Here is a 24073-nt window from a genome sequence, read left to right on the forward strand (position 1 = left end):
TGGGCCATTCATTACCAGTCTGCATGACACCGCGTTCCCTCGTTCATCCGAATTTTCTTCAATACCGTTACATACATCAAAATCGCCCTTTTCCGGTGCATACCATATTATTATGGAAAGACCATCCAATTACCGCCTCACCAACGAAGCCCGCCAACTCCCAATCCACGCCCCCGCAATAACCTACTTCTCTTCCACGCTGCGATCGCAGCCAGCCGCCGAAACGCCCGCCACGCATGTCTCTCGTGCTCATTTCAGCCAATCCGCCCCCACCTCCACCCCCTCCATATTTTTATTTCCCTAAACTGCCCCCTCCACTTACTCATATCCCTTGACAATCCTCTCAAAATCCAAGGTAATGCCACGCGCGCACATTATTTCCGTGGTGAGGTTGATTCATGTCTTCGCAAGCTGCGAATGGCCTGGCTGTCCATATCGGCCGGGCCAAGCCGTATAACGCGTCACCCATCCGGCCTGCCCGGACTGCTTCGTTACGCGATAAAAATACGCAACACCCAATCCAATTATTAGAAAAAACCACTCAATCAAAATACCCAAAACACTCACCAAAACAATTCCAAAACCCAAAACAATCTCCCCACCCCCACCCGCCAACGAATCGCGATAGCGGAGCGACGCCATGACCGCCACCAGCCTGGTGCTGCAACTGATCAACGGACTGGCAGACGCGTCCACGCTCTTCCTGATGGCCGTCGGCCTCTCGCTCGTATTCGGCGTGAGCCGCATCGTAAACTTCGCGCACGGCTCGTTCTACATGCTCGGCATCTACGTCGCGTACACGCTCGTCAGCCGCATCGGCGCGACCCCGCTCGGCTTCTGGGCCGCCGTCCTGCTCGCCGGCCTCGCCACCGCCCTGCTCGCCGCGCTGTTCGAGATCAGCATCCTGCGCCGCATCTACCGCTCCCCCGAGCTGTTCCAGTTCCTCGCCACCTTCGCGCTCGTGCTGATCGTCAAGGACGCCGCGCTCTACATCTGGGGCGCGGAAGACCTGTTCGGCCCGCGCGCGCCCGGCCTCGCCGGCTCGTTCCCGCTGCTCGGCGGCCGCGTCCCGCAATACGACGTCGTGCTGATCCTGATCGCCCCCGTGCTGCTCGCCGCGCTCTGGTGGTGGCTCAACCGCACCCGCGCCGGCGTGCTGGTGCGCGCCGCCACCGAAGACCGCGAGATGGCCGGCGCGCTCGGCATCAACCAGGCCTGGCTGTTCACCGGCATCTTCGCGTTCGGCTGCTTCCTCGCGGGCCTCGCCGGCGCGCTGCAGGCCCCGCGCGCGCCCGCCACGCTCGGCCTCGATCTCGAAACCATCGGCGACGCCTTCGTGGTGGTCGTGATGGGTGGCATCGGCTCGGTCGCCGGCACCTATCTCGCCGCGCTCGTGATCGCGATCCTCAAGGTCCTCTGCATCGGCATCGGCACGATCTCCGTCTTCGGCTTCGACATCCCGCTCGCGAAGCTCACGCTCGTGATCGAATTCACACTGATGACGGCGATCCTGATCGCGCGCCCCACCGGCATGCTCGGCAAGCGCCGCGTGCCCGACCAGCGCGTCGCCGTCTCGGCGGTGCCGCTGCGCCCGTGGCGCGGCCCCGCACGCTTGGCGGCCGCGCTCCTGCTCGCGGCCCTCGCCGCCGCGCCGCTGCTCGCGCACGCGTACCCCTACCTGTCGATCCTGCTCGTCGACATCGCCATCGCCGCGCTGTTCGCCGCGAGCCTGCATTTCATCCTCGGCCCCGGCAACATCCAGTCGTTCGGCCATGCCGCCTATTTCGGCATCGGCGGCTACGCCGCCGCGCTGCTCATGACCCGGCTGCAACTGCCGATGGAAGCCGCGTTCGTCGCCGCACCGCTCGTCGCCGGCCTCGCCGCGCTGCTGCTCGGCTACTTCGTGGTGCGCCTGTCGGGCGCGTATCTCGCGATGCTCACGCTCGCGCTCGCGCAGCTCGTCTGGGCCATCGCCTCGCAGTGGGACGCCTTCGGCGGCAGCAACGGCCTGATCGGCGTATGGCCCGCGGCCTGGCTCGCCTCGCCGACGGCCTACTACTATCTCGCGCTCGCGGTCGCCGCGCTCGGCATCCTCGCCCTGCGCCGCATCCTGTTCTCGCCGTTCGGCCTCGCCCTGCGCGCCACCCGCGATTCCGCGCTGCGCGCCGACGCGATCGGCATCGACGTGCTGCGCGTGCGCTGGCTCGCGTTCGCGATCGCCGGCGCGTGCTGCGGCGCGGCCGGCACGCTGTTCGTGTTCTCGAAAGGCGGCATCTCGCCGGAGGCGATCGGGGTCGGCAAGTCGATCGATGCGCTCGCCATGGTCCTGCTCGGCGGCCTGCAGACGCTGATCGGTCCGCTCGCCGGCGCAGCCTCGTTCACCTGGCTGTACGACACGGTCGCGCGCGAAGGCGACTACTGGCACGCGGTGCTCGGCGCGATCATCCTGCTGCTCGTGGTCGCCTTCCCCGACGGCATCGTCGGCACCCTCACCCAGCGCGTCGGCCGCCGCACCCCGGCCCGCGCGAGCGCGGGCGCAAACGCGGGCGCGCTCGACCTCGCCGCGCCGGCCAAGGAGACGCCGCAATGAGCCTGCTGTCCGTCACCCATCTGTCGCTCGCGTTCGGCGGCGTCGCGGCCGTCGACGATGTGTCGTTCGAACTGCCGCCCGGCCAGCTGCTCGCGCTGCTCGGCCCCAACGGCGCGGGCAAGACCACCTGCTTCAATCTCATCAACGGCCAGCTCCGTCCCGATCGCGGTTCGATCCGCTTCGACGGCCGCGAGACGGTCGGCATGCGCCCGCGCGACATCTGGCGGCTCGGCGTGGGCCGCACGTTCCAGGTCTCGGCCACCTTCGGCTCGATGACCGTGCTCGAAAACGTGCAGCTCGCGCTGCTGTCGTTCAATCGCCGGCTGTTCCGCTTCTGGTCGCCGGCGGGCGACGCCTACCGCACCGAGGCGCTCGCGCTGCTCGATCGGGTCGGGATGGCCGCTCACGCGAGCCGCGTGTGCGGCGTGCTCTCGTACGGCGACGTCAAGCGCGTGGAGCTCGCGATGGCGCTCGCGAATCGCCCGAAGCTGCTGCTGATGGACGAGCCCACGGCCGGCATGGCCCCCGCCGAGCGTCACGCGCTGATGGCGATGACCAAGCGGCTCGTCGTGGAAGACCATCTGTCGGTCCTCTTCACGGAACACAGCATGGACGTGGTGTTCGAGTTCGCCGACCGGATGATCGTGCTCGCGCGCGGCCGCCTGATCGCGCAGGGCGACGGCGAGACGATCCGCGGCGACGCGGCGGTCCGCGAAGCCTATTTCGGCAACCTCGAAGCGGAGGACGCATGAGCGACGTATTGCTGGAAGTGGCGGGCCTCGACGCGTTCTACGGCCGCGCCCACATCCTGTTCGACCTGCACCTCGCGGTCGCGCGCGGCGAGGTGGTCGCGCTGATGGGCCGCAACGGTGTCGGCAAGTCGACGACCATGAAGGCGCTGATGGGCCTCATCGATCGCGCGAGCGCGCAGCTGCGTTTTCTCGGCCGCGACATCCGCCGCGTGGAGCCGTACCGCATCGCGCGGCTCGGCATGGGTTTCGTGCCCGAGGACCGGCGCATCTTCACCGGGCTGACCGTGCTCGAAAACCTGGAAGCGGGCCGGCGGCCTGCGCGCGACGGCCTGCGCGCCTGGACCCCCGAGCGTCTCTTCGAGTTGTTCCCGAATCTCGGCCGGATGCGCACGCGGCGCGGCGGCGAGATGAGCGGCGGCGAGCAGCAGATGCTCACGATCGCGCGCACGCTGATGGGCAATCCGTATCTCGTGCTGCTCGACGAGCCGTCCGAGGGGGTCGCGCCGGTGATCGTCGAGCAGGTCGCGAACACGATCGTCGAACTCAAGCGCGAGGGGCTCGCGATCCTGCTGTCCGAACAGAATCTTCCGTTTGCCCGCCGCGTGGCCGATCGCGCCTACGTGCTCGACGGCGGCCGGATCCGTCACGAATCGACGATGGCCGAGCTGGCGGCCGACCGCCGTACCCAGCAGGCGTATCTGTCGATGTAAGCGCATCAAGCTGAAAACGCATCACTTTCCCGCATCAAGAACAATCAACATAAGGAGCGAATGTGAATCGGCGATTTTTCCTGAGGGCGCTCGGCGCCAGCGGCGTGGCCGCACTCGGCGCATCGATGGGCGCGGCCCGCGCGAGCACCCGCGCGGCGGCGATCCGTCCCGGCGGCGACAGCGTGCTGATCGTGGTGGACACCCAGAACTGCTTCACGGCGGGCGGCACGCTCGCGATCAAGGACGGCGATCAGGTCGTGCCGGTGATCAACCGGCTCGGCAAGGCCTTCGAGAACGTGGTGATGACGCAGGACTGGCATCCGCGCGGCCACATCTCGTTCGCGTCGTCCCACCCGGGCAAGAAGCCGTACGACACGGTGCGCGTACCCTACGGCGAGCAGGTGCTGTGGCCCGACCACTGCGTGCAGGGCACCGAGGACGCAGACCTGCGCAAGGACCTCGACGTGCCGCAGGCGCAGCTCATCATCCGCAAGGGCTATCACAAGGAAATCGACAGCTATTCGGCGTTCATGGAAGCCGACCGGCGCACGGCGACGGGGCTCGCGCCCTACCTGCACGCGCACCACATCCGCAAGGTGTTCGTGGTCGGGCTCGCGACCGACTTCTGCGTCGCGAGCACGGCGATCGACGCGCGCGCGGCCGGCTTCGACGTCTATGTGATCGAGGACGCGACCCGCGCGGTCGATCTGAACGGCTCGCTCGCGCAGGCGTGGGCGGACATGGAGCATGCGGGCGTCAAGCGGATCCGCTCCGACGACATCGTGGTGCCCGCGTGAGCGCGCCCGGAGGCGTGGCCGCCTCCGGCGACGCGGCGCCCGCGCCGGGCCGCGCCGGCCTGCTGCGCTGGCGCATCGCCGCGCTGCTGCTCGCGCCGATGACGGCCGTGATGACGCTCGATCGCGCGGCGATGAGCATCGCCGCGCCGGTGGTCCAGAAGGAGCTTGGCCTGTCGCTCGTCGACATGTCGATCATCCTCACCGCCTACTTCTGGACCTACGCGCTCGGCCAGTTGCCGGCCGGGCGGCTCGCGGAGCTGTTCGGGCCGCGGCGGGTGCTGTTCAGCACCGGCATCGCCTGGTCGCTCGTGATGGTCGCGACGCCGCTGCGCGCGACCTGGGGCTGGCTGCTCGGCTGCCGGGCGCTGCTCGGCGCCGCGCAGTCGGCCGACTGGTCGAGCGGCATCGTCGCGCTGCGGCGCTGGTTCCCGCGCGGCGAGCGCGCGACCGGCAACAGCATCCTGCTCGCGGGCCTGTATCTCGGGCCGATCGTGTCGGCGCCGCTGACGACCTGGGTGATCGGCCGCTTCGGCTGGCACGCGATGTTCCAGGCCTACGGCGTGTTCGGCGTGCTGCTCGCGCTCGCGTGGTGGTGGGGCTTTCGCGACGATCCCGCCACGCATCCGCGCATCACCACCGCCGAGGCGGCCTACATCGCGGCCGGTCGCGCGGCGCCCCACCCGGAGCCGGCGAAACGCGGGCTGTGGCTCGCCGGGTTCCGGATGCCGCGCTTCTGGCTGTTCGGGCTGCAGTACTTCCTGCTGGTGCTGATCCAGAGCTTCTACTCGACCTGGCTGCCGACCTACCTGATGAAGGCGCGCGGGCTGTCCTTGCAGGCGATGGGCTTCTACGCGTCGCTGCCGTGGATCGCCGTGATCGTCGCGGTGTATGTCGCGGGAAGCCTCTGCGACCGCATCCAGCGCCGCACGGGTTCGATCTGGTTCGCGCGCGTGCCGGTCGCGATCGTCGGTTTCCTCGCCGGCGCCGGCAGCACGTTCGCGGCCGCGCACGCGGTGTCGATCGCGAGCGCGATCGCGTGGCTGTGCGCGGCGTTCGCCGCGGTCGGCTTCGTGCAGGTGGTGGTCTGGTCGGTCACGCAGGATCTCGGCGGCGAATTCACGGGCGTGATGTCCGGCTGGACCAATCTGTGGGGCGCGGCCGCGAATGTCGCCGGGCCGGTCGGGGTGGCGGCGATCGTGCGCGTGACGGGCGACTGGTCCGCCGCGCTGGTCGCGACCGCGATCGCCGCGGCGTGCGGCTCGGTGCTGTGGCTGTTTCTGCAGCCGCAGCGCCCGTTGCCGTGGCGCGCGTCGCTCGCGGGCGACGCAACACTGTCCCCCGCGGTCGCCGTGCGTTCGGGGGAAGCGCAGCCCTGACGCCGACGCGGATCGACGCGCGTCGCCTGAGCCCGGGTCGCTTCCCCGCTCCGGCGACGCGCGCGCTCCGCCTCATATCGATACGGACTCCACACCAATTTAGGCAACGCCGCGCACCATTTCATGTGAATCAGTGCACCACGAAGATATTTAATTACAATTCATCGTTTGCTTAAACGTAAATTCTTCCGATATATCCCGCGCCGGAAAATCGATGGCACATATTACGTTCCTGAATACATCAAGGAGTCACGATTTACCGGAAACCCGTCAAGGGCTTTAGATTACCGTTTGAATAAGCATTCGAATGTAATTAGTATTGCTAGGCCACGCGGCGCGCTATAGAATTCGTCACGTATTGATGAGTACCGGCTTTGTCGCGAGGTTGCATGCGTCAAGCCAACCCGACGGTTCCCCGCGCATGACGGCGCGCAACAGCTTTGCGCCGTCTTTCGTCGCGCGCTTCGCCGCCCCCGCTGCATCCCTTGCCCAGAGGCCCTCGCCCCTGGTCGGGCACTTGCGTCACGCATAAGGTTTCACCCTTCGCAGCACGCTTTCCGCAGCACGTTTCGCAGTCCAGCAGACGATGTCATACGCTCCGCGACCCGGTTCAGCCCGGCCGCGTGGCGAGTATCGGGGTTCTGATATCGCGCGAGCGGCATTTGCCGTCTCGCGGGCCTGTTTTCGCCCATATTTATCAGCGCCCCGCTTTTTCGAGCCCCGCTATTCGATTCCAGAGGTGCACTTTGGAAAACACGATTATTGCTCGTCTGTACGGGCACGCCGATCTCTCGCCGGACAAAGTGGTTTATGCCGACCTGGAGAAAGGCGAAACGCTGCGGCAAACCTGTTCGTTCGCGCAATTGCGTGAACGCGTCATCTCGATCGCCAATGCGCTGACCGAACTCGGTTACCGCGGCGAGCGCGCGCTGATCCTCGAAACCCGTCCGCTCGACTTCGTGCAGACCTTCCTCGGCTGTCTCGCGGCAGGCGTGGTCGCGGTGCCGGTCGCGGTGCCGACCGCGAAGCATGCGGCGCTCGCGGCAGGCATCGCGCGCAGCGCACGCGTGCGCTGCATCCTGTCCGGCCCGCGCGAGCAGCTGCAGCTGCAGGACGCGATGGCCGCGCAGCTCGATCCGATCGCCTGGCACGATGTCGATACCTTCCCGACCACGCCCGGCGTGCTGCCCGGCCCGGCGCTCGACGCGATCGCCTACGGCGACGCCGAGCGGCTCGCGTTCCTCCAGTACACCTCCGGGTCGACCGGCCGGCCGAAGGGCGTGATGGTCAGCCATCGCAGCCTGATGGCCAACGAGGCGGTGATCGGCGAGGCGATGCGCATGCACCGCGATTCGGTGGTGATCGGCTGGCTCCCGCATTACCACGACATGGGCCTGATCGGAAATCTGTTGCAGACGCTCTACCAGGGCGCGCAATGCGTGCTGATGCAGCCGACCGACTTCGTGCAGAAGCCGGTGCGCTGGCTGCGCGCGATCTCGACCTATCGCGGCACCGTGAGCGGCGGCCCGAACTTCGCCTACGATCTGTGCGTGGCGCGCATCCCCGCCGAGCAGCGCGCGGGGCTCGATCTCGACAGCTGGGACGTCGCGTATTCGGGCGCCGAGCCGGTCCGCCACGCGACCGTGCAGCGCTTCCTCGACGCCTACGCGCCGCATGGCCTGCGCGCCGCCTCGATGTTCCCGTGCTACGGGATGGCCGAGGGCACGCTGTTCATCACGGGCGTCACGCCCGGCACGGGCGTCGAGACGGTCGACCTGGACCGGCGCGCGCTGTCGATCGGCGAGGCGACCCGCCTTGTCGCAGCGGACGCGCCCGACGCCGCGCGCTTCGTCGGCTGCGGCCACGTACGCGGCGACAGCCGCGTGCTGATCGTGCATCCCGAGACGCGCCTGCCGCTGCCCGAGGGCAGCGTCGGCGAGATCTGGGCGCGCGGCGCGAGCCTTGCGGACGGCTATTACGGCAACCCCGGCGCAAGCGCCGACACCTTCGGCGCGACGCTCGCCACCGACACCCATCCGCGCGCGCCGCGCTATCTGCGCACGGGCGATCTCGGCGTGCTGCGCAACGGCCACCTGCTGATCGTCGGCCGCCTCAAGGACGTGCTGATCGTGCGCGGCAAGAACCTGTATCCGCAGGATCTCGAACACACGGCGCAAGCCGCGCATCCCGCGCTCGCGGCGGCGGGCGGCGGGGTGTTCCAGCCGCTCGGCGCGGACGACGACCGCATCGTGATCGTCCACGAGCTGACGCGCCAGGGCACGCGCGAGCCGGACCGCGAGCGGATCGTGGAAGCGATCCGCGCGGCGATCATCGATCGGCAGGGCGTGCGCGTGCACGACGTCGTGCTGCTCAAGCCCGGCCACCTGCCGCGCACCACGAGCGGCAAGGTACGCCGCAGCCGCTGCCGCGAGCTGTACGAACGCGGCGAATTCGAAGCCCTCGACGCCCTCGAACTGACGGAGGCCAGCTAGATGGAACGGTCCGATCCCCTCAACGCGCCCGCGCGCCCGGCGCGCGCCGCGCTCGCGACCAACGGCGGTCTCGCGCACTGGCTGCACGCGCTCCTGATCGTGGCGCTGCCCACCCTCGCGCTGCTGTATGCGTGCTGGGCCGCCGCCGCCGGCCAGGTGCGCACCTGGCAGGTGGTGCTGATGCTGGCCTCGTACTTCCTGACCACGCTCGCGATCACGGTCGGCTATCACCGCATGCTCACGCACTACGCGTTCCAGGCGCGGCGCGGCGTCAAGGCGGTGCTCACGATCGTCGCGTGCATGGCCGCGCAAGGCCCGCCGCTCTACTGGGTCAGCAACCACCGGCGCCACCACCGCTTCGTCGACCGCGACGGCGATCCGCATTCGCCGCTGATCAGCGAAGGCCGCGCGCTCGGCAAGTGGCGCGGCTTCTGGCACGCGCACGTCGGCTGGACCTTCGGCCACGGCCTGTCGAATTCGCTCGAGTACTGCCCGGACCTGCTGCGCGATCCGGTCGTGCGCTGGGTCGGCCGCCACTACTTCAAGTGGCTGCTGCTCGGGCTCGTGCTGCCCGGCGTCGTCGGCTACGCGATCGAGGGCAGCTGGCGGGGCTTCGCGCTCGGCGTGGTGTGGGGCGGGTTCGTGCGCATGTTCGTCACGAACCAGCTCACCAACGGCATCAATTCCGCCGCGCATCTGTGGGGCTACCAGCGCTACGCGCTCGGCGACAGCAGCCGCAACAACTGGTTTCTCGGCATCTTCACGCTCGGCGAGGGTTGGCACAACAACCATCACGCGAGCGGCACCGCCGCGGTGTTCTCGCGCGCCTGGTACGAGATCGACATCGGCGGGGCCTTCGTCCTGCTGCTCGAACGGCTCGGCCTCGTCCACGACGTGCGCCGCCCCGATTACGTCGCAGCCAGGCGCGGCACGACGGCCGCGTCGTCTTCCACGCCCCATTCCAGAGAGGAGCAGTCCAGATGAAAGCGGTCGAATCGATCTCACCCGCGCCGGTCCTGCCCGCGCTCGCAACCGGCGCGCCGTCGTCGAAATACAAGCGCACCGTCGACAGCCCGCGTTTCAAGCGGATCCAGCACATCCACACGGCCATCATGACCGGCTCGGGCCTCGGCGGCCTGATCGCCGCGATCCTGCTCGACCGTTTCGTGCACCCGGTGTCGGGCGCGGCGCTCGGCATCTTCCTGCTGTTCTTCTTCTTCGTCGGCATGGGGCTCACGATCGGCTACCACCGCCACTTCACGCACCGCAGCTACAAGGCGCCGACCGCGTTCCGGATGGGCCTCGGCATTCTCGGCTCGATGGCGGGCCAGGGGCCGATCGTGTTCTGGACCGCGCTGCACCGCATGCATCACGAGCTGGCCGACCGCGAAGGCGATCCGCACTCGCCGAACCTGCACGGCCCGGGCGCCTGGAACCGGTTGAAGGGCGTGTATCACGCCTACGTCGGCTGGACCGTCAAGCACGAAGTGCCGAACGCGAACTTCTACGCGCGCGACCTGCTCGCCGATCAGCCGATCATGTGGGTCAACAAGCGCTACTACCAGTGGGTGCTGCTCGGCCTCGCGCTGCCCGCCGCGCTCGGCTACCTGCTCACGGGCACCGCCTACGGCGCGCTGGAAGGCTTCCTGTGGGGCGGGCTGATCCGCATGTTCGCGCTGCACAACATGATCTGGTGGATCACCTCGCTCGCGCACGTGCTCGGCAAGCGCGACTACGTCGGCCGCGATCTCAGCACCAACAACTTCTGGGTCGCGATCCCGACGCTCGGCGAATCCTGGCACAACAACCATCACGCATTCCCGCGCGCCGCGATCCTATCGCTGCACTGGTGGCAGATCGACATCAGCGGCGGCGTACTCGTGGTGCTGGAAAAACTCGGCGTCGTGACCGAGGTGTGCCGCGTGACCCCCGCCGAACGCGCGCGCCGCACGCTCGCGCCGCGCGGCCAGGCATGACGCGTCCGCCGCTTTCGTTTCGCGCGCCGGCCCGCCGCCGGCGCGCTGCTTCCCCGCAGTCCAATCACCAAACCGAGGGATCCACGCAATGAACGACATCACCGCCCAAGACCCGCTCGTCGCCACGCCGTCCAGCGCGCCCGACCAGGAGGAGCAGATCGTCCAATGGCTGCGGCTGTACATCGCCGACGTGCTCGGCGTGCCCCCGGAGCGCATCAACACCGAGGCGAGCTTCCAGCAGCTCGGCCTCGATTCGTCGGCCGCCGTCGGCATGACGGGCGACCTCGGCGAGTGGCTCGGCCGCGAGATCGACGCGGCAGCCGCCTACGACCATCCGTCGATTCAGGCGCTCGCGCACGCGCTCGCCAAGGAGATCTGACGTGACCGTCGATACGCTCATCGATCCGCCCGCCACCGGCGCGTCCGCCGACGCGATCCAGCACCACTACGACGTCGGCAATCCGTTCTACGCACTGTGGCTCGACCCGGGCATGACCTATTCGAGCGCACTCTGGCTCGACGGCAGCGAGGATCTCGAAACCGCGCAGCGCAACAAGCAGGACTGGCACATCGACCGCTCGGGCATCGCGCGGGGCAAGCGCCTGCTCGACGTCGGCTGCGGCTGGGGCGGCCTGATGCGGCGCGCGCTCGCGCGCCATCCCGAGATCGAATGCGTCGGGCTCACGCTGAGCCAGGCGCAGGCCGACTACATCAACGCGCTGAACGAATCGCGCATCGAGGTGCGCCTCGAAAGCTGGGCCGATCATCAGCCGGACCAGGGCTATGACGGGATCGTGTCGGTCGGCGCGTTCGAGCACTTCGCGCGCCTCGACCAGCCGCTCGACGAGAAGATCGCCGGCTATCGCCGGTTCTTCACGTTCTGCCACGACCGCCTCGGCCCCGAGGGCCAGGTGTCGCTGCAGACGATCACCTACGAGAACGCCGCCCGCGAGCAGTTCAGCGCGTTCTTCGCGACGGAGATCTTCCCCGAGTCCGACCTGCCGCATCTGGCCGAGATCTGCGAGGCCGCGCGCGGCCTGTTCGAGATCGTCGAGCTGCGCAACGACCGCCACCATTACGCGCGCACGCTGCGCCACTGGCAGCGCCGCCTGCGCGAGCACAAGGAAGAGGCGCTCGCGCTCGTCGGCGAGGCGAAGTACCGCGACTACGACAAGTACCTCGCGCTGATGGTGGTCGCGTTCCACACCGGCACGATGAACCTGTCGCGTCTCGCGCTGCGCCGGCTGCCCGGCTCGACGCCGCTGTCGCGCGGAGCCTGACGTGGCGCAGCGTCCCATCGCGGTCATCGGCATCGGCGCGCGCTTTCCTCAGTCGGACGGGCTCGACGCGTTCTGGCGCAATCTCGTCAGCGCGCGGGATTGCGTGTGCGAGATTCCGGCCGAGCGCTGGGACGCCGGGCCCTTCGTCGGCGGCGGCCCGGGCGAGCCCGGCCGCCTGTATGCGCCGCGCGCGGGCATGGACGCCGACGCGGACTGCTATGACGCGGATTTCTTCCAGCTCGATCCGGGCGAGACCGCGCGCATGGATCCGCAGCAGGGGCTCGCGCTCGAGCTTGCATGGCATGCGTGCGAGGACGCCGGGATGTCGCCCGCCACGCTCGCCGGCCGCAACGTCGGCGTGTATGTCGGCGTCAGCACCCGCGACTTCGACCGGCGCATGGCGAACCGCTGGCCGCACATCGACGCGCGCACCAGCACCGGCGCGAGCGGCGCGATCGTGGCCAACCGCATCTCCTACGTGTTCGGCCTCACCGGCCCCAGCCTCGCGATCGATGGCGCGTGCGCCTCGTCGCTGGCTTCGGTGCACCAGGCCTGCCGCGCGCTCGACGACGACGAATGCGAGCTCGCGCTCGCGGGCGGCGTCCAGCTGATCCTGTCGCCCGCCAACATCATCGCGTTCTCGCAGCACGGCCTGCTCGCGCGCGACGGCCGCTGCAAGCCGTTTTCCGCGCAGGCCGACGGCTACGTGTGCGGCGAGGGCGGCGGCTTCCTGCTGCTCAAGCCGCTTGAACACGCCGAGCGCGACGGCGACCTGATCCGCGCGGTATTGGTCGGCAGTGCGATCAATCACAACGGCCGCAGCAACGGGCTGTCGGCGCCGTATCGCGCGGCCCAACAGCAGGCGATGCGCACCGCGCTGTCGCGCGCGGGCGTCGCGCCCGCTTCGATCGGCTATGTCGAGGCGCATTCGCCCGGCACGCTGATCGGCGACCTGATCGAGATCCAGGCGATCCGCGATGTATACGGCGCGCAGCGCGACGACGCCGAGCCCTGCTTCGTCGGCTCGGTGAAATCGAACATCGGCCACCTGGAGGCGGCCGCCGGCATCGCCGCGCTGGTCAAGACCGCGTTGATGGTCGAGCACGGCACGCTCGTGCCGAGCCTCCACTGCGAGACGCCGAACGCGCCGCTCAAGCTCGCACAGGGGCCGGTCCGGCTCAGCGACCGCGTGCGGCCGTGGAGCGACGCCGCCGGCCCGCGCCGCGCGGGCGTCAGCGCGTTCAGCTTCGGCGGCGGCAACGCGCACGTGATCGTCGAGCAACCGCCGCTTTCGCGCGCGGCGCCGGACACGGACGCCGCCGGCCCGTGGGTGATCGCCGTCAGCGCGGCGACCGACGTCGCGTTCGCGCGGGTCGCCGCCGCCTATGCGCAGCAGATCCTCGCGCTGCGCGACGCCGGCGCGTCGTCGGCCTCGCTGCGCGATTTCTGCGCGGCCACGCTGGCGAGCCGCCAGCCGCTCGCGCGCCGCCGCGCGTTCGTCGTGCGCGACTGGGACGACGCGCTCGCCGCGCTCGCCGTCGCGCATCCCGTCGAGGCGGCCGGCGCGGCGATCTGTCGGCTCGCGCTCGACGACGCGGCGGACGAGACCGCGAACGCATCCTGGCCCGCGCTCGACATCGGGCTGGACGACGCCACGACGCGCGCGCTGCTGCGCCCGGTCGCGCTGCTCGCGCGGCTCGGCGCGACGGCCGTGCAGATCGACGGCGAGGCGCCGGCGCTCGCCGTCGCGACCGCTCACGCGAGCGGGCTCGGCCTGCGCGTCACGCGCCACGACGCGAGCCGCGCGCGCGGCCCGGCGCTCGTGCTGTGCGCGCCCGGCGCGCCCGCCGAGTTCGCCTGGCGGGCCGACGCGCCGGCGCGCGCCGAAGGCGCCCGGCTCGCCGCGCTGCTGTACGAGCGGGGCCTGCCGCTCGCATGGCCCGCCTATGCCGCGCTGGCCGGCGCGGCGCGCACGCGGCTGCCGCGCTATCCGTTCGATCGCAGCCGACATCACGTCGTGCACGACGACATCGATCCCGACCGTCCGCAGGCGGAGACGGTCGCCTTTCCTTCCTTGAGAGTGCTGCCATGACCCAGACGACCATCGCTCAACCGACCCAGGCCGACATCGCGGACTGGCTGATCCAGCGCTTCGCCGGCATCCTCGACGTACCGGCCGACCAGATCGACGCGACGCGCCCGTTCGTCGACTACCACCTCGACTCCGCGGTCGCGGTGACCGTGACCCGCGAGCTGGGCGCGTGGCTGAGCCAGGATCTGCCGATCACGCTGTTCTGGGAGTACCCGAACATCGACAGCCTGTCGGCCGCGCTCGATACGCGCGACACGACGCACTGACCCCGAACCGCAGGAGAACCCCGTCATGTCCCTCGTCGCCAACGGGCTCGACAGCGTCGCGCCGCCGGCCGCCCGGCCGCCTGCGCTGCTGTTCAATCCGAATGATCCGCAGTTCAACCAGAACCCCTACCCGCACTACGCGCGCCTGCGCAACGAGGACCCGGTGCACCGCAGCCCGATCGGCGTGTGGTTTCTCAGCAAGTACGCGCACGTGCGCGGCACGCTGAAGGACCGGCGCTTCAACACGCCGGACATTCCCGGCCAGCTGCGCAAGAAGAACGAGATCCTCAAGACGCGGCGCATCTCGCCGACCCAGCCGGCCAACATCGACTCGCTGGTCTCGAACGCGGAGAAGTGGTTCGTATTCCTCGACGGCGCCGAGCACATGCGCCTGCGCAACCTCGTGTCGGCCGCGTTCCAGCGCCGCCAGGCCGAGACCATGCGCGCGCAGATCCGCGCGGAGGCGAACGCGCTGCTCGATCGGCTGAACGGCCAGCCGACCGTCGACCTGATGGTCGACTACGCGGCCAAGCTGCCGCAGCACGTGATCGCGAACGTGCTCGGGCTGCCGCGCGAGGACTTCGAACGCTGCGCATCGTGGGCGACCGCGATGGGCCGGCTGTTCGATCCGCTCGTGTCGTTCGACGAGTACGCCGTGCTCAACGAGAGTTCGATCGCGTTCCTCGACTATCTGCGCGAGCTCGTCGCGCAGCGTCGCGCGGAACCGCGCGACGACCTGATCAGCGCGCTGATCGAGGCGCGCGACGAAGGCGACCGGCTCAGTGAATCGGAGCTGCTGTCGATCATCATCTTCAACTTCGGCGCCGGCGAGGAGACGGTCGCGAGCCTGATCGGCAACGGCTGCCTCGCGCTGCTCCAGCATCCGGAGCAGATGCGCCGGCTGCGCGACGATCCGGCGTTGATGCCGAGCGCGGTCGAGGAAATGCTGCGCTACGACCCGCCGCTGCAGATGACCTCGCGCTACGCGAACGAGGACCTCGAAATCGAGGGCCGCCAGATCGCCAAGGGCGACCAGGTCTACGTGATCCTCGGCTCCGCGAATCGCGATCCCGAGCAGTTCCCGGACCCCGACGCGTTCGACGTCGGGCGCGAGCGTTCGCATCACATGGCATTCGCGGACGGCCATCACTACTGCGTGGGCGCGCAGCTCGCGCGCATCGAGGCGCAGGAGGGTTTCGCGGCCTTGCTCGAGCGCTATCCGAGCCTGTCGCTGTCCGAGCAGTCGCTCAGCTATCGCAGCCATACGGTGCTGCGCAGCCTCACGCACCTGTACGCGCGCACGATCTGACGCGCCGCGCGCGCCGGCCGCCGTCACGGGGCCGGCGCGCGACGTTTTCTTCATTCCCGCAATCAGGGCCACCGACATGAGCAACACGCCGATCACGCACACCATCGTCCCTCGCTGGGCCGACATCGACGCCACCCATCATCTGCGCCACAGCGCCTATTCGGACTGGGCGACGCACATGCGAACCGAATGGATGAACGGCAACGGCTTCACGCTGAAGCGGCTCATGGAGTTCAAGATCGTGCCGTTCCTGACCGAGGAGCGCACGCAATACATCTGGGAGATCTATCTCGGCGAATCGATCACGGTCGATCTCACGCTCGTCGGGATCAACCACAATGCATCGCGCTTCTTTCTGCGCCAGCATTTCACGCGGCGCAATCTGGTGTGCGCGCGCCACGAGGTCAAGGGCGCGTGGATGAACATCACGGAGCGGCGGCTCTCGCCGCCGCCGCCGGGCCTGCTCGAACTGATGCAGAGCCTGCCGCGCGCGGAGGATTATGCGGAGCTGGTGGATTAGGGGATGGCGGCGGACAGGCGCTTGTTGCGCCTGCGCATGCCTCGCTCGCGTACTTATGCAACTGCGGTGGCGCTCGTCCCGACCGGATCGTTTTGCGCCAGATAGCGCGTGCCGTCGCAGTAAATCCCACGCTGCTCCCACAATGCGCATGGCCACGACGTGAAAGCGGCAACGGATTCGTGAATGCGTTCCGCCAGTAACTGATCCACCGCCAACGGTATCGTGCCGAGCTCGTCCCAAGCCGATAGGATCATTTTCTCGTAAGGGCGCAACTCGCGCGGCTCCGGCGGATACTTGTGTTTACCTGCGCGCGGTTCAACCGGGTTTCGAAGAAACCCGATATGTCGTTTCAGGCGTCGTTGCTCGCGCAGCAATTGCATCGCCTGCTCCTCCGGACTCTTCGGAACGTCGTACACCCATTCATTCGGTTGGCAGGCTGGGTGGTCGTCGACCGTTCCCGCCGACACAGTGGCGCAAAAGGCAGCACCGACCTTCTCGTACAAATGCCCGAGCACGCGTTCGTCTGCCTGATGGCGGGCCAGGATGCCGCGCCAACGGAAATTCAGGTAACGATGAGGTTGCATCAATGCTTCCAGGTCGTTGCCGGATGCCGCCGGGAGCGCAGCCATGTATTCGTTGTACAGCTTGGTGATTCGAGCGTCATCCGGCAGCTTGAAATCGTCCCTGAATCTCGGCTCCATTTGATCGAGCGGCGTCAACGGCACACCGGCTCGCAATGCTTCGGCAAACATATGTCTTAGCGGGATCAACGACAGATCTTGATCACGGCCCTGGTCGTCCGGTCCGTAGCCTCCGCCTACATCGGAATGCACGCCCGGGTAGACGACTTCCTCGCAATTGGCCGGGTAAGTCTTGTCGACTCGCACCGAATCGAGCGGAAATGCTCTTCTTACTTCGTGTGCCGAGACGTAGTGCAGGCAACGCTCCACTTCGGCCGGAACCGCCAGTTCCGATGCCCAGTCGAGATGCAAGGCAGGACCGCCAACCGAGGCGACCGTATCGAAGATACCCATGAAGCTGATGCGTACCGGTACGCGTACGCCACTCGGCGCTTGCCAGTGCAGCTTGCTGCCCTCTTTGATGCACTTCTGCTCGACGAAGCGGCGCGCAAAGGCACGCGCCTGCGTCGCCCCACGCGAAAATCCAAAGATTGCCACGGTGATTTCGCGCATGTGCTTCCACGAGCCCGGCCCCCAATCAAGCTCCAGCAGCCGGGAAAATTCCCCAAGGGCGAACTGGATCCGTAGATCGCCGCCCGCACCGAATCCGAGTCCAAGCGCCTCGCCTTCATCGTCTTTGAGATGATCGGTGTAGCCGACTACCTTGTCGAACTTGAATGGCGTCCCGACGCCGGGCAGGTAGGTCAACATCGCATCTTCATCTAAAGACCTCTTGGCAACACGAGATAGTTTTGCCACATTCGAGTGCTTGTTCTGCCGCAAGTCCCGATCCATGTTGTTGTTCGTCCCGTCGAAAAAAAACGATAGCGATGGGTGGAGCCGACATGCGATTACATCCTCACTATCAACAGGCTGTTGACATAGGATTCGCTTCGTTGCGCCGTCGATCGCGGCTCGTTTGAGTTCGTCATCAGTAGCTGGTGAGCCAGCTTGTCGAACAGCCATACGCTCTCCCATAGATTCGTTATTTTCCGACGCACCCTGACCGGCTAGGCGAAAACCCCAGTGAGGCAGTATTGCGATCTCGCAAAATGACGCACAGGTAGGCATCTGTTTTGTGCCAGTCAGCGTCTCGATGCGGACCGCCCTCAGGGAAATTCACTTGAACGCTATGCTTTTCGTCCGGCATCGTAATTGCTCCGGTTTTTGGGTCTTCCTCGCGTCCCCATTCCCACGTCACAGTAACTGGCTTGCTCCAGTCTTTCATGCCTGGAAAGCAGCATGCTGCTGCTCCCCCTCCACGTCCGTTCGCGTCAGCATCGCCTGCCCAATACTTCTCAACAAATATATTCACGGCATAACGGCTGGCATGGCTTATCGGCACCATCGCAAGTGCGGGTCCTCCTCCGGCCAATGGATCGTCAGGCATGGAACTGGCGCAAGCGGCTAACCCGAAGACCGCAAGTCCCGCCGCAAAGATCGGGGGCCGAAATCTAGAAAAAGTCATCTTGTACGTTCCTAACGGCAAATGCCGTGATGATGTTTGGTGCTGATATCCGTTTCGTCGCCCCGTTGAGTGCCGCGCGCTTGAGTGCTTCATTGGTAACCAGTTGACCAGCCTACCGAACTGCCATGATGGCTCTCTGATATGCCATCTCACTTGGATAGGCATCCAGTCCCGCTCGGTGAGAATGCGAGAGCGGCAGTATTGCGGTCTCGTAAAATAACGCAAAGGTATGCGTCCGTCTTGTGCCAGTCTGGATCCTGGTGCGGGCCGCTCACTGGGAAGCTCACCTGAAGGCTATGCTTTTCGTCTGGCATCGTAACCCCCTCGGTTTTCGGATCTTCTTCCCGTCCCCACTCCCACGTCACGGTAACGGGCTTACTCCAATCCTTCGTGCCCAGAAAACAGCATGCGGCCTTTGTACCTCCTGCTGGTGCGGTCACATCGCCCGCCCAATACTTGCTAACGAAGATATTTACCGCATAGCGATCGGTATGGTTCACCGGCGCCATCGCAAGTGCGGGTCATCCCCCGGCCAATGGATCGTCAGGCGTGGAGCGAGCGCAAGCGGCTAACCCGAAGACCACAAATCCTGCCATCAAGGCCATACGCCGGAATTTAGCAAAACTCATCTTGTGCGTTCCTTCCAGCGAATGCCATGACTACGTTCTGCGCTGCCCGCTCGCGGCAGGCAGCAGTCGCTTCAACAATGCGGTACCTTCTTGCGAAGCATCGAACGCTTCTCCATGCCGCGCAGCAAGCACACAGTATTCCATTAGCGCACCGCCCCCTTCGATGCCTCTCTGCCGCGCGCGTTCGATCTGACGGCACACCAGCCCATAGCGCTCACGATCAGGCATGTCGGCGAACATCGAAGGATCAAGCTCGGTCAAATGCAACAGCAAGCTATCCGGCACACTTGCCTCGATCAAATCGTCGACTTGCGCCTGCGTCAGCTGAAACGGCGGCCGCAACGCTGGCGCCTCCGTAGAAATTTCGTTTTGCTCCCAATCGAGCCGGCGCAACACTCCATGGCGATCCCAATACCCCCATCGCAGCACCGGTGCAAAAAACGCCCGACGCTGGTCGTCGGATAACACGGGCCCCTTCACGAACAGTGTCTCGTCATTCAATGAGCCGGCCAGGGTCGCAAGAATGGATGGGTCCCAATAGGCCAGCACGATCGGGGTATCGTCGGGCAAACGGACACGCAAGAACTGCTTCACGTGTGCAGCAAGCTCTGCCAACGATAACGGTGACACGATCACCGTCGCACACGGCGACGCCGGTCCGTTTCGCTCCAACCAATCCCTCATCGATTCGAACCGAGCCGGCGGGATATAGATGAGATACGGCGATACAGCCTGCACCTCCGATCCGCCATCCATCAAGCAGACGAGATGGTCCGGTGAGCCCGACAGTGCGCCCGGCAGGCTGTCGTTATGCAAAGGAACTGCAAGCACGTACGCGTGTGCATCCAGCGCGCAACCCTCGGAGAAGATCGCCTGCAGCCCCATCACGCTCCCTGCGTCACAAAAGCACTACGGGCAGCGGCCTGCTTCATCAGGCATGGCGCGCATACCGCATCCGGCGGCAGCGGCATCGGGTAAGGCAAACTGACGGGACCGCTAAAGTTGTGCGTACCTCCTTTGATACCGATCTTGCCTGGGGCGTGGATCTCGATGTTGCCGCCGGATAGCCGAATATAGGCACCACCGGATGTGAGAAGGATCTCTTGCTTCGCGGCCACCTCGATCCTCTCGGTCGCAGACAGGACTTTTACCGATTTCTGCGCCGTCAGCTCGATATTGTCGGCATGCGCCTGGATCTCGATCTTGCCCTTCCCCGCGAACAACTTCATGCCGGCCTTCTGCACGAAAATGCTGATCCTGTCGGCAATGCTGGCGACCACGGACCTGCCTGCGGCCACATGAACGCTCTCGCCGCTCACCATGTTGACGTGTTGCTCGGCGCTCACGTGGACCGTCTGCCGGGTCGACAATCCAATTCCCGCGGGGCTGGCAAACAGCATCAACGGTTGCTTGAATGCATTCGCGTTGCCGGTGCCGCCTCCGGCCGTCCGGCCGCCCGAGGCGTCGCCGCCTACGGTATTCCGGGTGGCATCGGTGTACTGCTTCATCGCTTCGAAGCCCGGTGCAAGGGACTCGGCCAGATGTGCCGCACTCGCCTGCGACAGCGCCTCGATCACGCTCTCGGCATTCACCAGTTGTTGCCGCGCTTCGCGCACGTCGAGGGATTGACTGCGGGCGCTCGTGGAATGTGTGCCCAGATACAGGCCACGCGTCGCACGCAACGCACCATAGGCATCGGTGCGCAAATCGAAACCCGAGCCGAGATATTCGCCGCGCGTATTGCCCGTCTGCTGGATCAGGTAACCGAGGTGCAGTTGCGAGTTGCCTGGACTGCTATGCAACTGCACCCGGTTCTGCCCGGTCGCATCGTCAAACACCAGTTGGTTATAACCACGGCCTCCGTATTCCTTCGATCGATTGCCGGACAAAATTCCGTTCGAGTGCCATTGCGGCTGCGTCGCACCGTTGTATACGCGCGCAACGGCAACCGGACGATCACAATCTCCACCGATGTAGTCGATCAGCACCTCCTCGCCGACACGCGGAGGATGAACGGCACCATAGCCGCCGCCCGTATCGGATTGCACGATGCGAATCCAGCAAGATGCGCCTTCGTCACCCGGGTTCTGACGGTCCCACACGAAGCGCACCTTGATCCGGTTGAGTTCGTCGGTATGGACCTCTTCCCCCTTCCGCCCGACAACGATCGCCGTTTCAAGATGGGTAGCGGGTTTCCGGTGCTCGAACGGGCTGCGGAACGGCACGGCAGTGCGCTGCGCCTCGATCGTGACCCGGTAATAGCCGGCAGAGCCGTCGACATGCGGCACAGCGAACGCCGAGCTATCCGATCGGCCGGAGCGCGCGTCGTTGAACCTGGCCCGAAGGCTATGCGGAAAGCGCGCATCGTTCGCCCCGATCGGAATGTTGTTCGCGATCAGCCAGCCTGCTTCGACAGTGGCGAATTCGCGCTGCTCGACCGAATCGCGCTCATGCCCGGGATGGTCGGCGAGCATGAAGCGCTGACCGACATCAATCGCTCGCCAACCGCCTTCGCCCTCGAACCGCTCGGCGCGCGACTCCCACTCCTCCATTCGAAACCGCGTAAGTGCATCCCCGCGCGACTGCGCCAGGTAGGTATAGGCTCCGGTATATTCGTACACCTCCGCCTGCTCCGGCAGTGCGCCTTGACCCGGCTGCGTCGGCAAACTCGTCTCCTTGGGATGGCGGGCGGCGGCGGGACGCTTGTAGTCGAACGTTCGAGTCGTATACGTCGTGCTCTGGAGCGCCCGGGTTCCTGACCATTGGGTCAGCGCATCCACTTCGCCATCCGTGCCGGATCGGTAGAAGCGTACGGTGCCCAGCGGCTTGAGGGCGGACAGTCGATCGGTGATGGTCAGGCTGTGCGAGCGTCCATCCGACGCCTGCTCCCAAAAACCATAAAGCCCCTCGTCCTCGAGCAATCGGTGCACGAAATTCCAGTCGCTTTCATCCTGACGGCAGAACGAACGTGACGGCAGCGCCTTGGCGAGGTTGAATTCGAATGCGCCGCGCGCCTGCGGATGCCGGTTGAACACATCGGTGACGATCTCGTCGACCGGCCGATCCTGCCAGATACGTTGGTCACGACGGAACTTCAGGAAGTGCATCCACGAGGCGAAGGTAATTTGGTAATAGGCAAGGCCCCCGTCGGCACCAAGGCGTCTCGCCGTATGAACATAGCCATGATGCGGCCGATAGGATCGGTCCGATTGCTGAATCCATAGCGTCACGGGCTGAGCGATCAACGCCTTGAGTTCCACACTGTCGTCCGCAGACACGACGTCGATCGTGAATTCGTAGTGCCGCCCGAGCCGTGCCCGGCCGCTCGCGCGCTGGGGCAGCAAGGCAGCGGTTCCCACTGGAACATCCAGCTTCATGAGACGATCCTGTTGAAGCTGAGCACTGCTGATGCTTCGCGCCAGACGATGCGCATCCATCGATATTCCCTTCTCTCGATCCGCTCCTGCATTGCCAGCGGATCCTTCTCTCTCCACTGGGCCCTCGCACAAAATTCTACAAACGTTGTGCCGAGTGGAGGTCGATCAGGGTGACGCCGTCTCGCTCGCCGCCACGCGAAAATCTCCGTCCGATACGAGCGCATCTGAACGGTTCCGATCACTGGATAGCGGGTAGGCGGCGCCTCATCGATCGATGACCGAAAATAATCAGCCCGCCCAAACAGGGAAAAAAGCGGCGGTGAACATTGTGGCAAACCGTCACATCGTGGCGTAGCGCGTCAGCCCAAGGCAATTTCTCTTGCCTGACGAAAACCGCATGCCGTCGCGCGCGCGACGAAACCGGAAATAAGCAGGATGGCAAAAAGTCAGGACGAAAAAAAGCCGTGCTCGCGCACGGCTCCTGGCTTTCCAACCCGGGCGGCATCGCGCCGCCCTCTCTCCCTCACTCAGCGCGCCGCAGCTTCTTCACCTCCGCGTCCGACGGCTGCACCGACGCGCCGTCCACATAGGCGAAGTTCGTCATCACGCCCTTGCCGTCCTTCAGCGCGGTGCGGCCGACATACGCGCCCATCGTCGACTGATGATCCTGCGCGCGATAGCGGATCGGCCCGAACGGCGTATCGAGCCCGAGGCCGCTGAATGCGCCGACCACCTTGTCGGTGTCGGTGCTGCCCGCCTTCTTCAGCCCTTCCGCGATCGACATCATCGCGGTGTAGCCCACCACCGAGCCCATGCGCGGCCAGTCGTTGTAGCGCTTGCGGAACGCATCGACGAAGCGCTGGTTCTCGGCCGTCTTCACCGCGTACCACGGATAGCCCGTGACCACCCAGTTCACCGGCGCCTCGGCCTGCAGCGGGCTCAGATACTCCGGCTCGCCCGTCAGCAGCGACACCACCTCGCGGCCGTCGAACAGATGGCGCGTATTGCCCTCGCGCACGAACTTCGCGAGATCGGTCGCGAACAGCGCGTTGAAGATCGCGTCCGGCTTCGCGTCGGCGAGCGCCTGCACGACCGCGCCCGCATCGACCTTGCCGAGCGGCGGCGCCTGTTCGGTGACGAACTCGACGTCGGGCTGCGCCGCCTTCATGAGCCGCTTGAAGGTCGCGGCCGCCGACTGTCCGTACTCGTAGTTCGGATAGACGAGCGCCCAACGCTTCTTGTGCAGCTTCACCGCCTCGTTGACGAGCATCGACACGAACATGTAGGTCGACGGCCGCAGGCGATACGTGTAGCGGTTGCCGTCTTCCCAGACGATCTTGTCGGTCAGCGGCTCGGCCGCGAGGAAGAACACCTTGCGCTGCTTCGCGAAGTCGGTCAGCGCGAGCCCGGTGTTCGACAGGAAGCCGCCGAACAGCAGCGACACGCGCTCGCGCGACACGAGATCCTCGGCCACGCGGATCGAATCGCCGGGATTGCCGTTGTCGTCGCGCGTGACGACCTCGAGCTTCTTGCCGAGCACGCCGCCCGACGCGTTGATCTCGTCGAGCGCCATCTGCCAGCCCTGGCGGTAGGGTTCGAGGAACGCCGGCTGTGCCTTGTAGCTGTTGATCTCGCCGATCTTGATGGTGTCCTGCGCATAGGCGGCGCCCGCGACGACGAGCCCCGCCGCCAGCGCGCACAGGGTGGTGATCCGTTGCAATGGGTTCATGGTGAAGTTAGCGACTCTCTCAGTAACACG

Annotated in this window: 19 protein-coding genes; 14 read left to right on the forward strand and 5 right to left on the reverse strand. The window is 66.2% G+C overall.

Going from position 1 to position 24073, the window contains the following annotated elements; translation table 11 throughout:
* Positions 1 to 640 precede the first annotated feature (640 nt).
* From Bsp3421_RS29705 to Bsp3421_RS29770, 14 genes are all read left to right on the forward strand, one after another.
* Positions 641 to 2590 carry an ABC transporter permease gene (locus Bsp3421_RS29705; protein ID WP_273999712.1) on the forward strand — a complete coding sequence of 650 codons (1950 nt, stop codon included), beginning with the start codon at positions 641 to 643 and terminating at the stop codon, positions 2588 to 2590.
* Complete coding sequence (locus Bsp3421_RS29710; RefSeq protein ID WP_273999713.1) at positions 2587 to 3342, forward strand: ABC transporter ATP-binding protein; 756 nt, start codon at positions 2587 to 2589, stop codon at positions 3340 to 3342. The genes Bsp3421_RS29705 and Bsp3421_RS29710 overlap by 4 nt, the downstream gene beginning before the upstream one ends.
* Complete coding sequence (locus tag Bsp3421_RS29715) at positions 3339 to 4052, forward strand: ABC transporter ATP-binding protein (protein WP_273999714.1); 714 nt, start codon at positions 3339 to 3341, stop codon at positions 4050 to 4052. Before Bsp3421_RS29710 ends, Bsp3421_RS29715 begins: the two co-directional genes overlap by 4 nt.
* A gap of 62 nt (positions 4053 to 4114) precedes the next feature.
* Entirely contained in the window at positions 4115 to 4849 is a 735-nt protein-coding gene (pncA, locus tag Bsp3421_RS29720) for a bifunctional nicotinamidase/pyrazinamidase (RefSeq protein WP_443111547.1), read from the forward strand.
* Entirely contained in the window at positions 4846 to 6225 is a 1380-nt protein-coding gene (locus Bsp3421_RS29725) for an MFS transporter (RefSeq protein WP_273999715.1), read from the forward strand. The genes pncA and Bsp3421_RS29725 overlap by 4 nt, the downstream gene beginning before the upstream one ends.
* A gap of 746 nt (positions 6226 to 6971) precedes the next feature.
* Positions 6972 to 8717 (forward strand): fatty acyl-AMP ligase, encoded by a 1746-nt coding sequence (locus Bsp3421_RS29730; protein WP_273999716.1) that lies wholly within the window; start codon positions 6972 to 6974, stop codon positions 8715 to 8717.
* Positions 8718 to 9701, forward strand: a complete 984-nt coding sequence (locus Bsp3421_RS29735; RefSeq protein WP_273999717.1) for an acyl-CoA desaturase — start codon at positions 8718 to 8720, stop codon at positions 9699 to 9701. It begins immediately after the preceding gene.
* The gene (locus Bsp3421_RS29740) at positions 9698 to 10693 is read left to right on the forward strand and encodes an acyl-CoA desaturase (RefSeq protein WP_273999719.1); all 996 of its coding nucleotides are present in this window, start codon (positions 9698 to 9700) and stop codon (positions 10691 to 10693) included. Before Bsp3421_RS29735 ends, Bsp3421_RS29740 begins: the two co-directional genes overlap by 4 nt.
* An 88-nt stretch (positions 10694 to 10781) precedes the next feature.
* Positions 10782 to 11072, forward strand: coding sequence for an acyl carrier protein (locus Bsp3421_RS29745; protein WP_273999720.1), 291 nt, complete (start codon positions 10782 to 10784; stop codon positions 11070 to 11072).
* 1 nt (position 11073) lies between these two features.
* Positions 11074 to 11973 (forward strand): SAM-dependent methyltransferase, encoded by a 900-nt coding sequence (locus tag Bsp3421_RS29750; RefSeq protein ID WP_273999721.1) that lies wholly within the window; start codon positions 11074 to 11076, stop codon positions 11971 to 11973.
* A 1-nt stretch (position 11974) separates the two neighbouring features.
* Positions 11975 to 14065, forward strand: a complete 2091-nt coding sequence (locus Bsp3421_RS29755) for a beta-ketoacyl [acyl carrier protein] synthase domain-containing protein (RefSeq protein WP_273999730.1) — start codon at positions 11975 to 11977, stop codon at positions 14063 to 14065.
* Positions 14062 to 14331: an acyl carrier protein gene (locus tag Bsp3421_RS29760; protein WP_273999732.1), complete on the forward strand. Its 270-nt coding sequence runs from the start codon at positions 14062 to 14064 to the stop codon at positions 14329 to 14331. The genes Bsp3421_RS29755 and Bsp3421_RS29760 overlap by 4 nt, the downstream gene beginning before the upstream one ends.
* Before the next feature lie 25 nt (positions 14332 to 14356).
* The gene (locus Bsp3421_RS29765; RefSeq protein ID WP_273999733.1) at positions 14357 to 15640 is read left to right on the forward strand and encodes a cytochrome P450; all 1284 of its coding nucleotides are present in this window, start codon (positions 14357 to 14359) and stop codon (positions 15638 to 15640) included.
* Between the two features lie 76 nt (positions 15641 to 15716).
* Complete coding sequence (locus Bsp3421_RS29770; protein ID WP_273999735.1) at positions 15717 to 16160, forward strand: acyl-CoA thioesterase; 444 nt, start codon at positions 15717 to 15719, stop codon at positions 16158 to 16160.
* 53 nt (positions 16161 to 16213) lie between these two features.
* Here the strand turns inward: Bsp3421_RS29770 and Bsp3421_RS29775 are convergent, their stop codons facing one another.
* The 5 genes from Bsp3421_RS29775 to Bsp3421_RS29795 form a co-directional block, all read right to left on the reverse strand.
* Complete coding sequence (locus tag Bsp3421_RS29775; protein WP_273999736.1) at positions 16214 to 17806, reverse strand: T6SS phospholipase effector Tle1-like catalytic domain-containing protein; 1593 nt, start codon at positions 17804 to 17806, stop codon at positions 16214 to 16216.
* A 651-nt stretch (positions 17807 to 18457) separates the two neighbouring features.
* Positions 18458 to 18817 (reverse strand): DUF3304 domain-containing protein, encoded by a 360-nt coding sequence (locus Bsp3421_RS29780; RefSeq protein ID WP_273999737.1) that lies wholly within the window; start codon positions 18815 to 18817, stop codon positions 18458 to 18460.
* 150 nt (positions 18818 to 18967) lie between these two features.
* Positions 18968 to 19822: a DUF4123 domain-containing protein gene (locus tag Bsp3421_RS29785; protein WP_274004405.1), complete on the reverse strand. Its 855-nt coding sequence runs from the start codon at positions 19820 to 19822 to the stop codon at positions 18968 to 18970.
* On the reverse strand, positions 19822 to 22374 hold the full coding sequence (locus Bsp3421_RS29790) for a type VI secretion system Vgr family protein (RefSeq protein ID WP_337995299.1): 2553 nt from the start codon (positions 22372 to 22374) through the stop codon (positions 19822 to 19824). The genes Bsp3421_RS29785 and Bsp3421_RS29790 overlap by 1 nt, the downstream gene beginning before the upstream one ends.
* 463 nt (positions 22375 to 22837) lie before the next feature.
* Positions 22838 to 24043, reverse strand: a complete 1206-nt coding sequence (locus Bsp3421_RS29795; RefSeq protein WP_273999740.1) for an ABC transporter substrate-binding protein — start codon at positions 24041 to 24043, stop codon at positions 22838 to 22840.
* Positions 24044 to 24073 lie beyond the last annotated feature (30 nt).

The sequence above is a fragment of the Burkholderia sp. FERM BP-3421 genome (assembly GCF_028657905.1).
Classification (GTDB): domain Bacteria; phylum Pseudomonadota; class Gammaproteobacteria; order Burkholderiales; family Burkholderiaceae; genus Burkholderia.

Coding starts and splice junctions, on each gene's coding strand:
- Bsp3421_RS29705 (WP_273999712.1), top strand. CDS start 641: ATGACCGCCACCAGCCTGGTGCTGCAACTGATCAACGGACTGGCAGAC.
- Bsp3421_RS29710 (WP_273999713.1), top strand. CDS start 2,587: ATGAGCCTGCTGTCCGTCACCCATCTGTCGCTCGCGTTCGGCGGCGTC.
- Bsp3421_RS29715 (WP_273999714.1), top strand. CDS start 3,339: ATGAGCGACGTATTGCTGGAAGTGGCGGGCCTCGACGCGTTCTACGGC.
- Bsp3421_RS29735 (WP_273999717.1), top strand. CDS start 8,718: ATGGAACGGTCCGATCCCCTCAACGCGCCCGCGCGCCCGGCGCGCGCC.
- Bsp3421_RS29740 (WP_273999719.1), top strand. CDS start 9,698: ATGAAAGCGGTCGAATCGATCTCACCCGCGCCGGTCCTGCCCGCGCTC.
- Bsp3421_RS29745 (WP_273999720.1), top strand. CDS start 10,782: ATGAACGACATCACCGCCCAAGACCCGCTCGTCGCCACGCCGTCCAGC.
- Bsp3421_RS29760 (WP_273999732.1), top strand. CDS start 14,062: ATGACCCAGACGACCATCGCTCAACCGACCCAGGCCGACATCGCGGAC.
- Bsp3421_RS29765 (WP_273999733.1), top strand. CDS start 14,357: ATGTCCCTCGTCGCCAACGGGCTCGACAGCGTCGCGCCGCCGGCCGCC.
- Bsp3421_RS29770 (WP_273999735.1), top strand. CDS start 15,717: ATGAGCAACACGCCGATCACGCACACCATCGTCCCTCGCTGGGCCGAC.
- Bsp3421_RS29775 (WP_273999736.1), bottom strand. CDS start 17,806: ATGGCTGTTCGACAAGCTGGCTCACCAGCTACTGATGACGAACTCAAA.
- Bsp3421_RS29780 (WP_273999737.1), bottom strand. CDS start 18,817: ATGGCGCCGGTGAACCATACCGATCGCTATGCGGTAAATATCTTCGTT.
- Bsp3421_RS29785 (WP_274004405.1), bottom strand. CDS start 19,822: ATGGGGCTGCAGGCGATCTTCTCCGAGGGTTGCGCGCTGGATGCACAC.
- Bsp3421_RS29790 (WP_337995299.1), bottom strand. CDS start 22,374: ATGGATGCGCATCGTCTGGCGCGAAGCATCAGCAGTGCTCAGCTTCAA.
- Bsp3421_RS29795 (WP_273999740.1), bottom strand. CDS start 24,043: ATGAACCCATTGCAACGGATCACCACCCTGTGCGCGCTGGCGGCGGGG.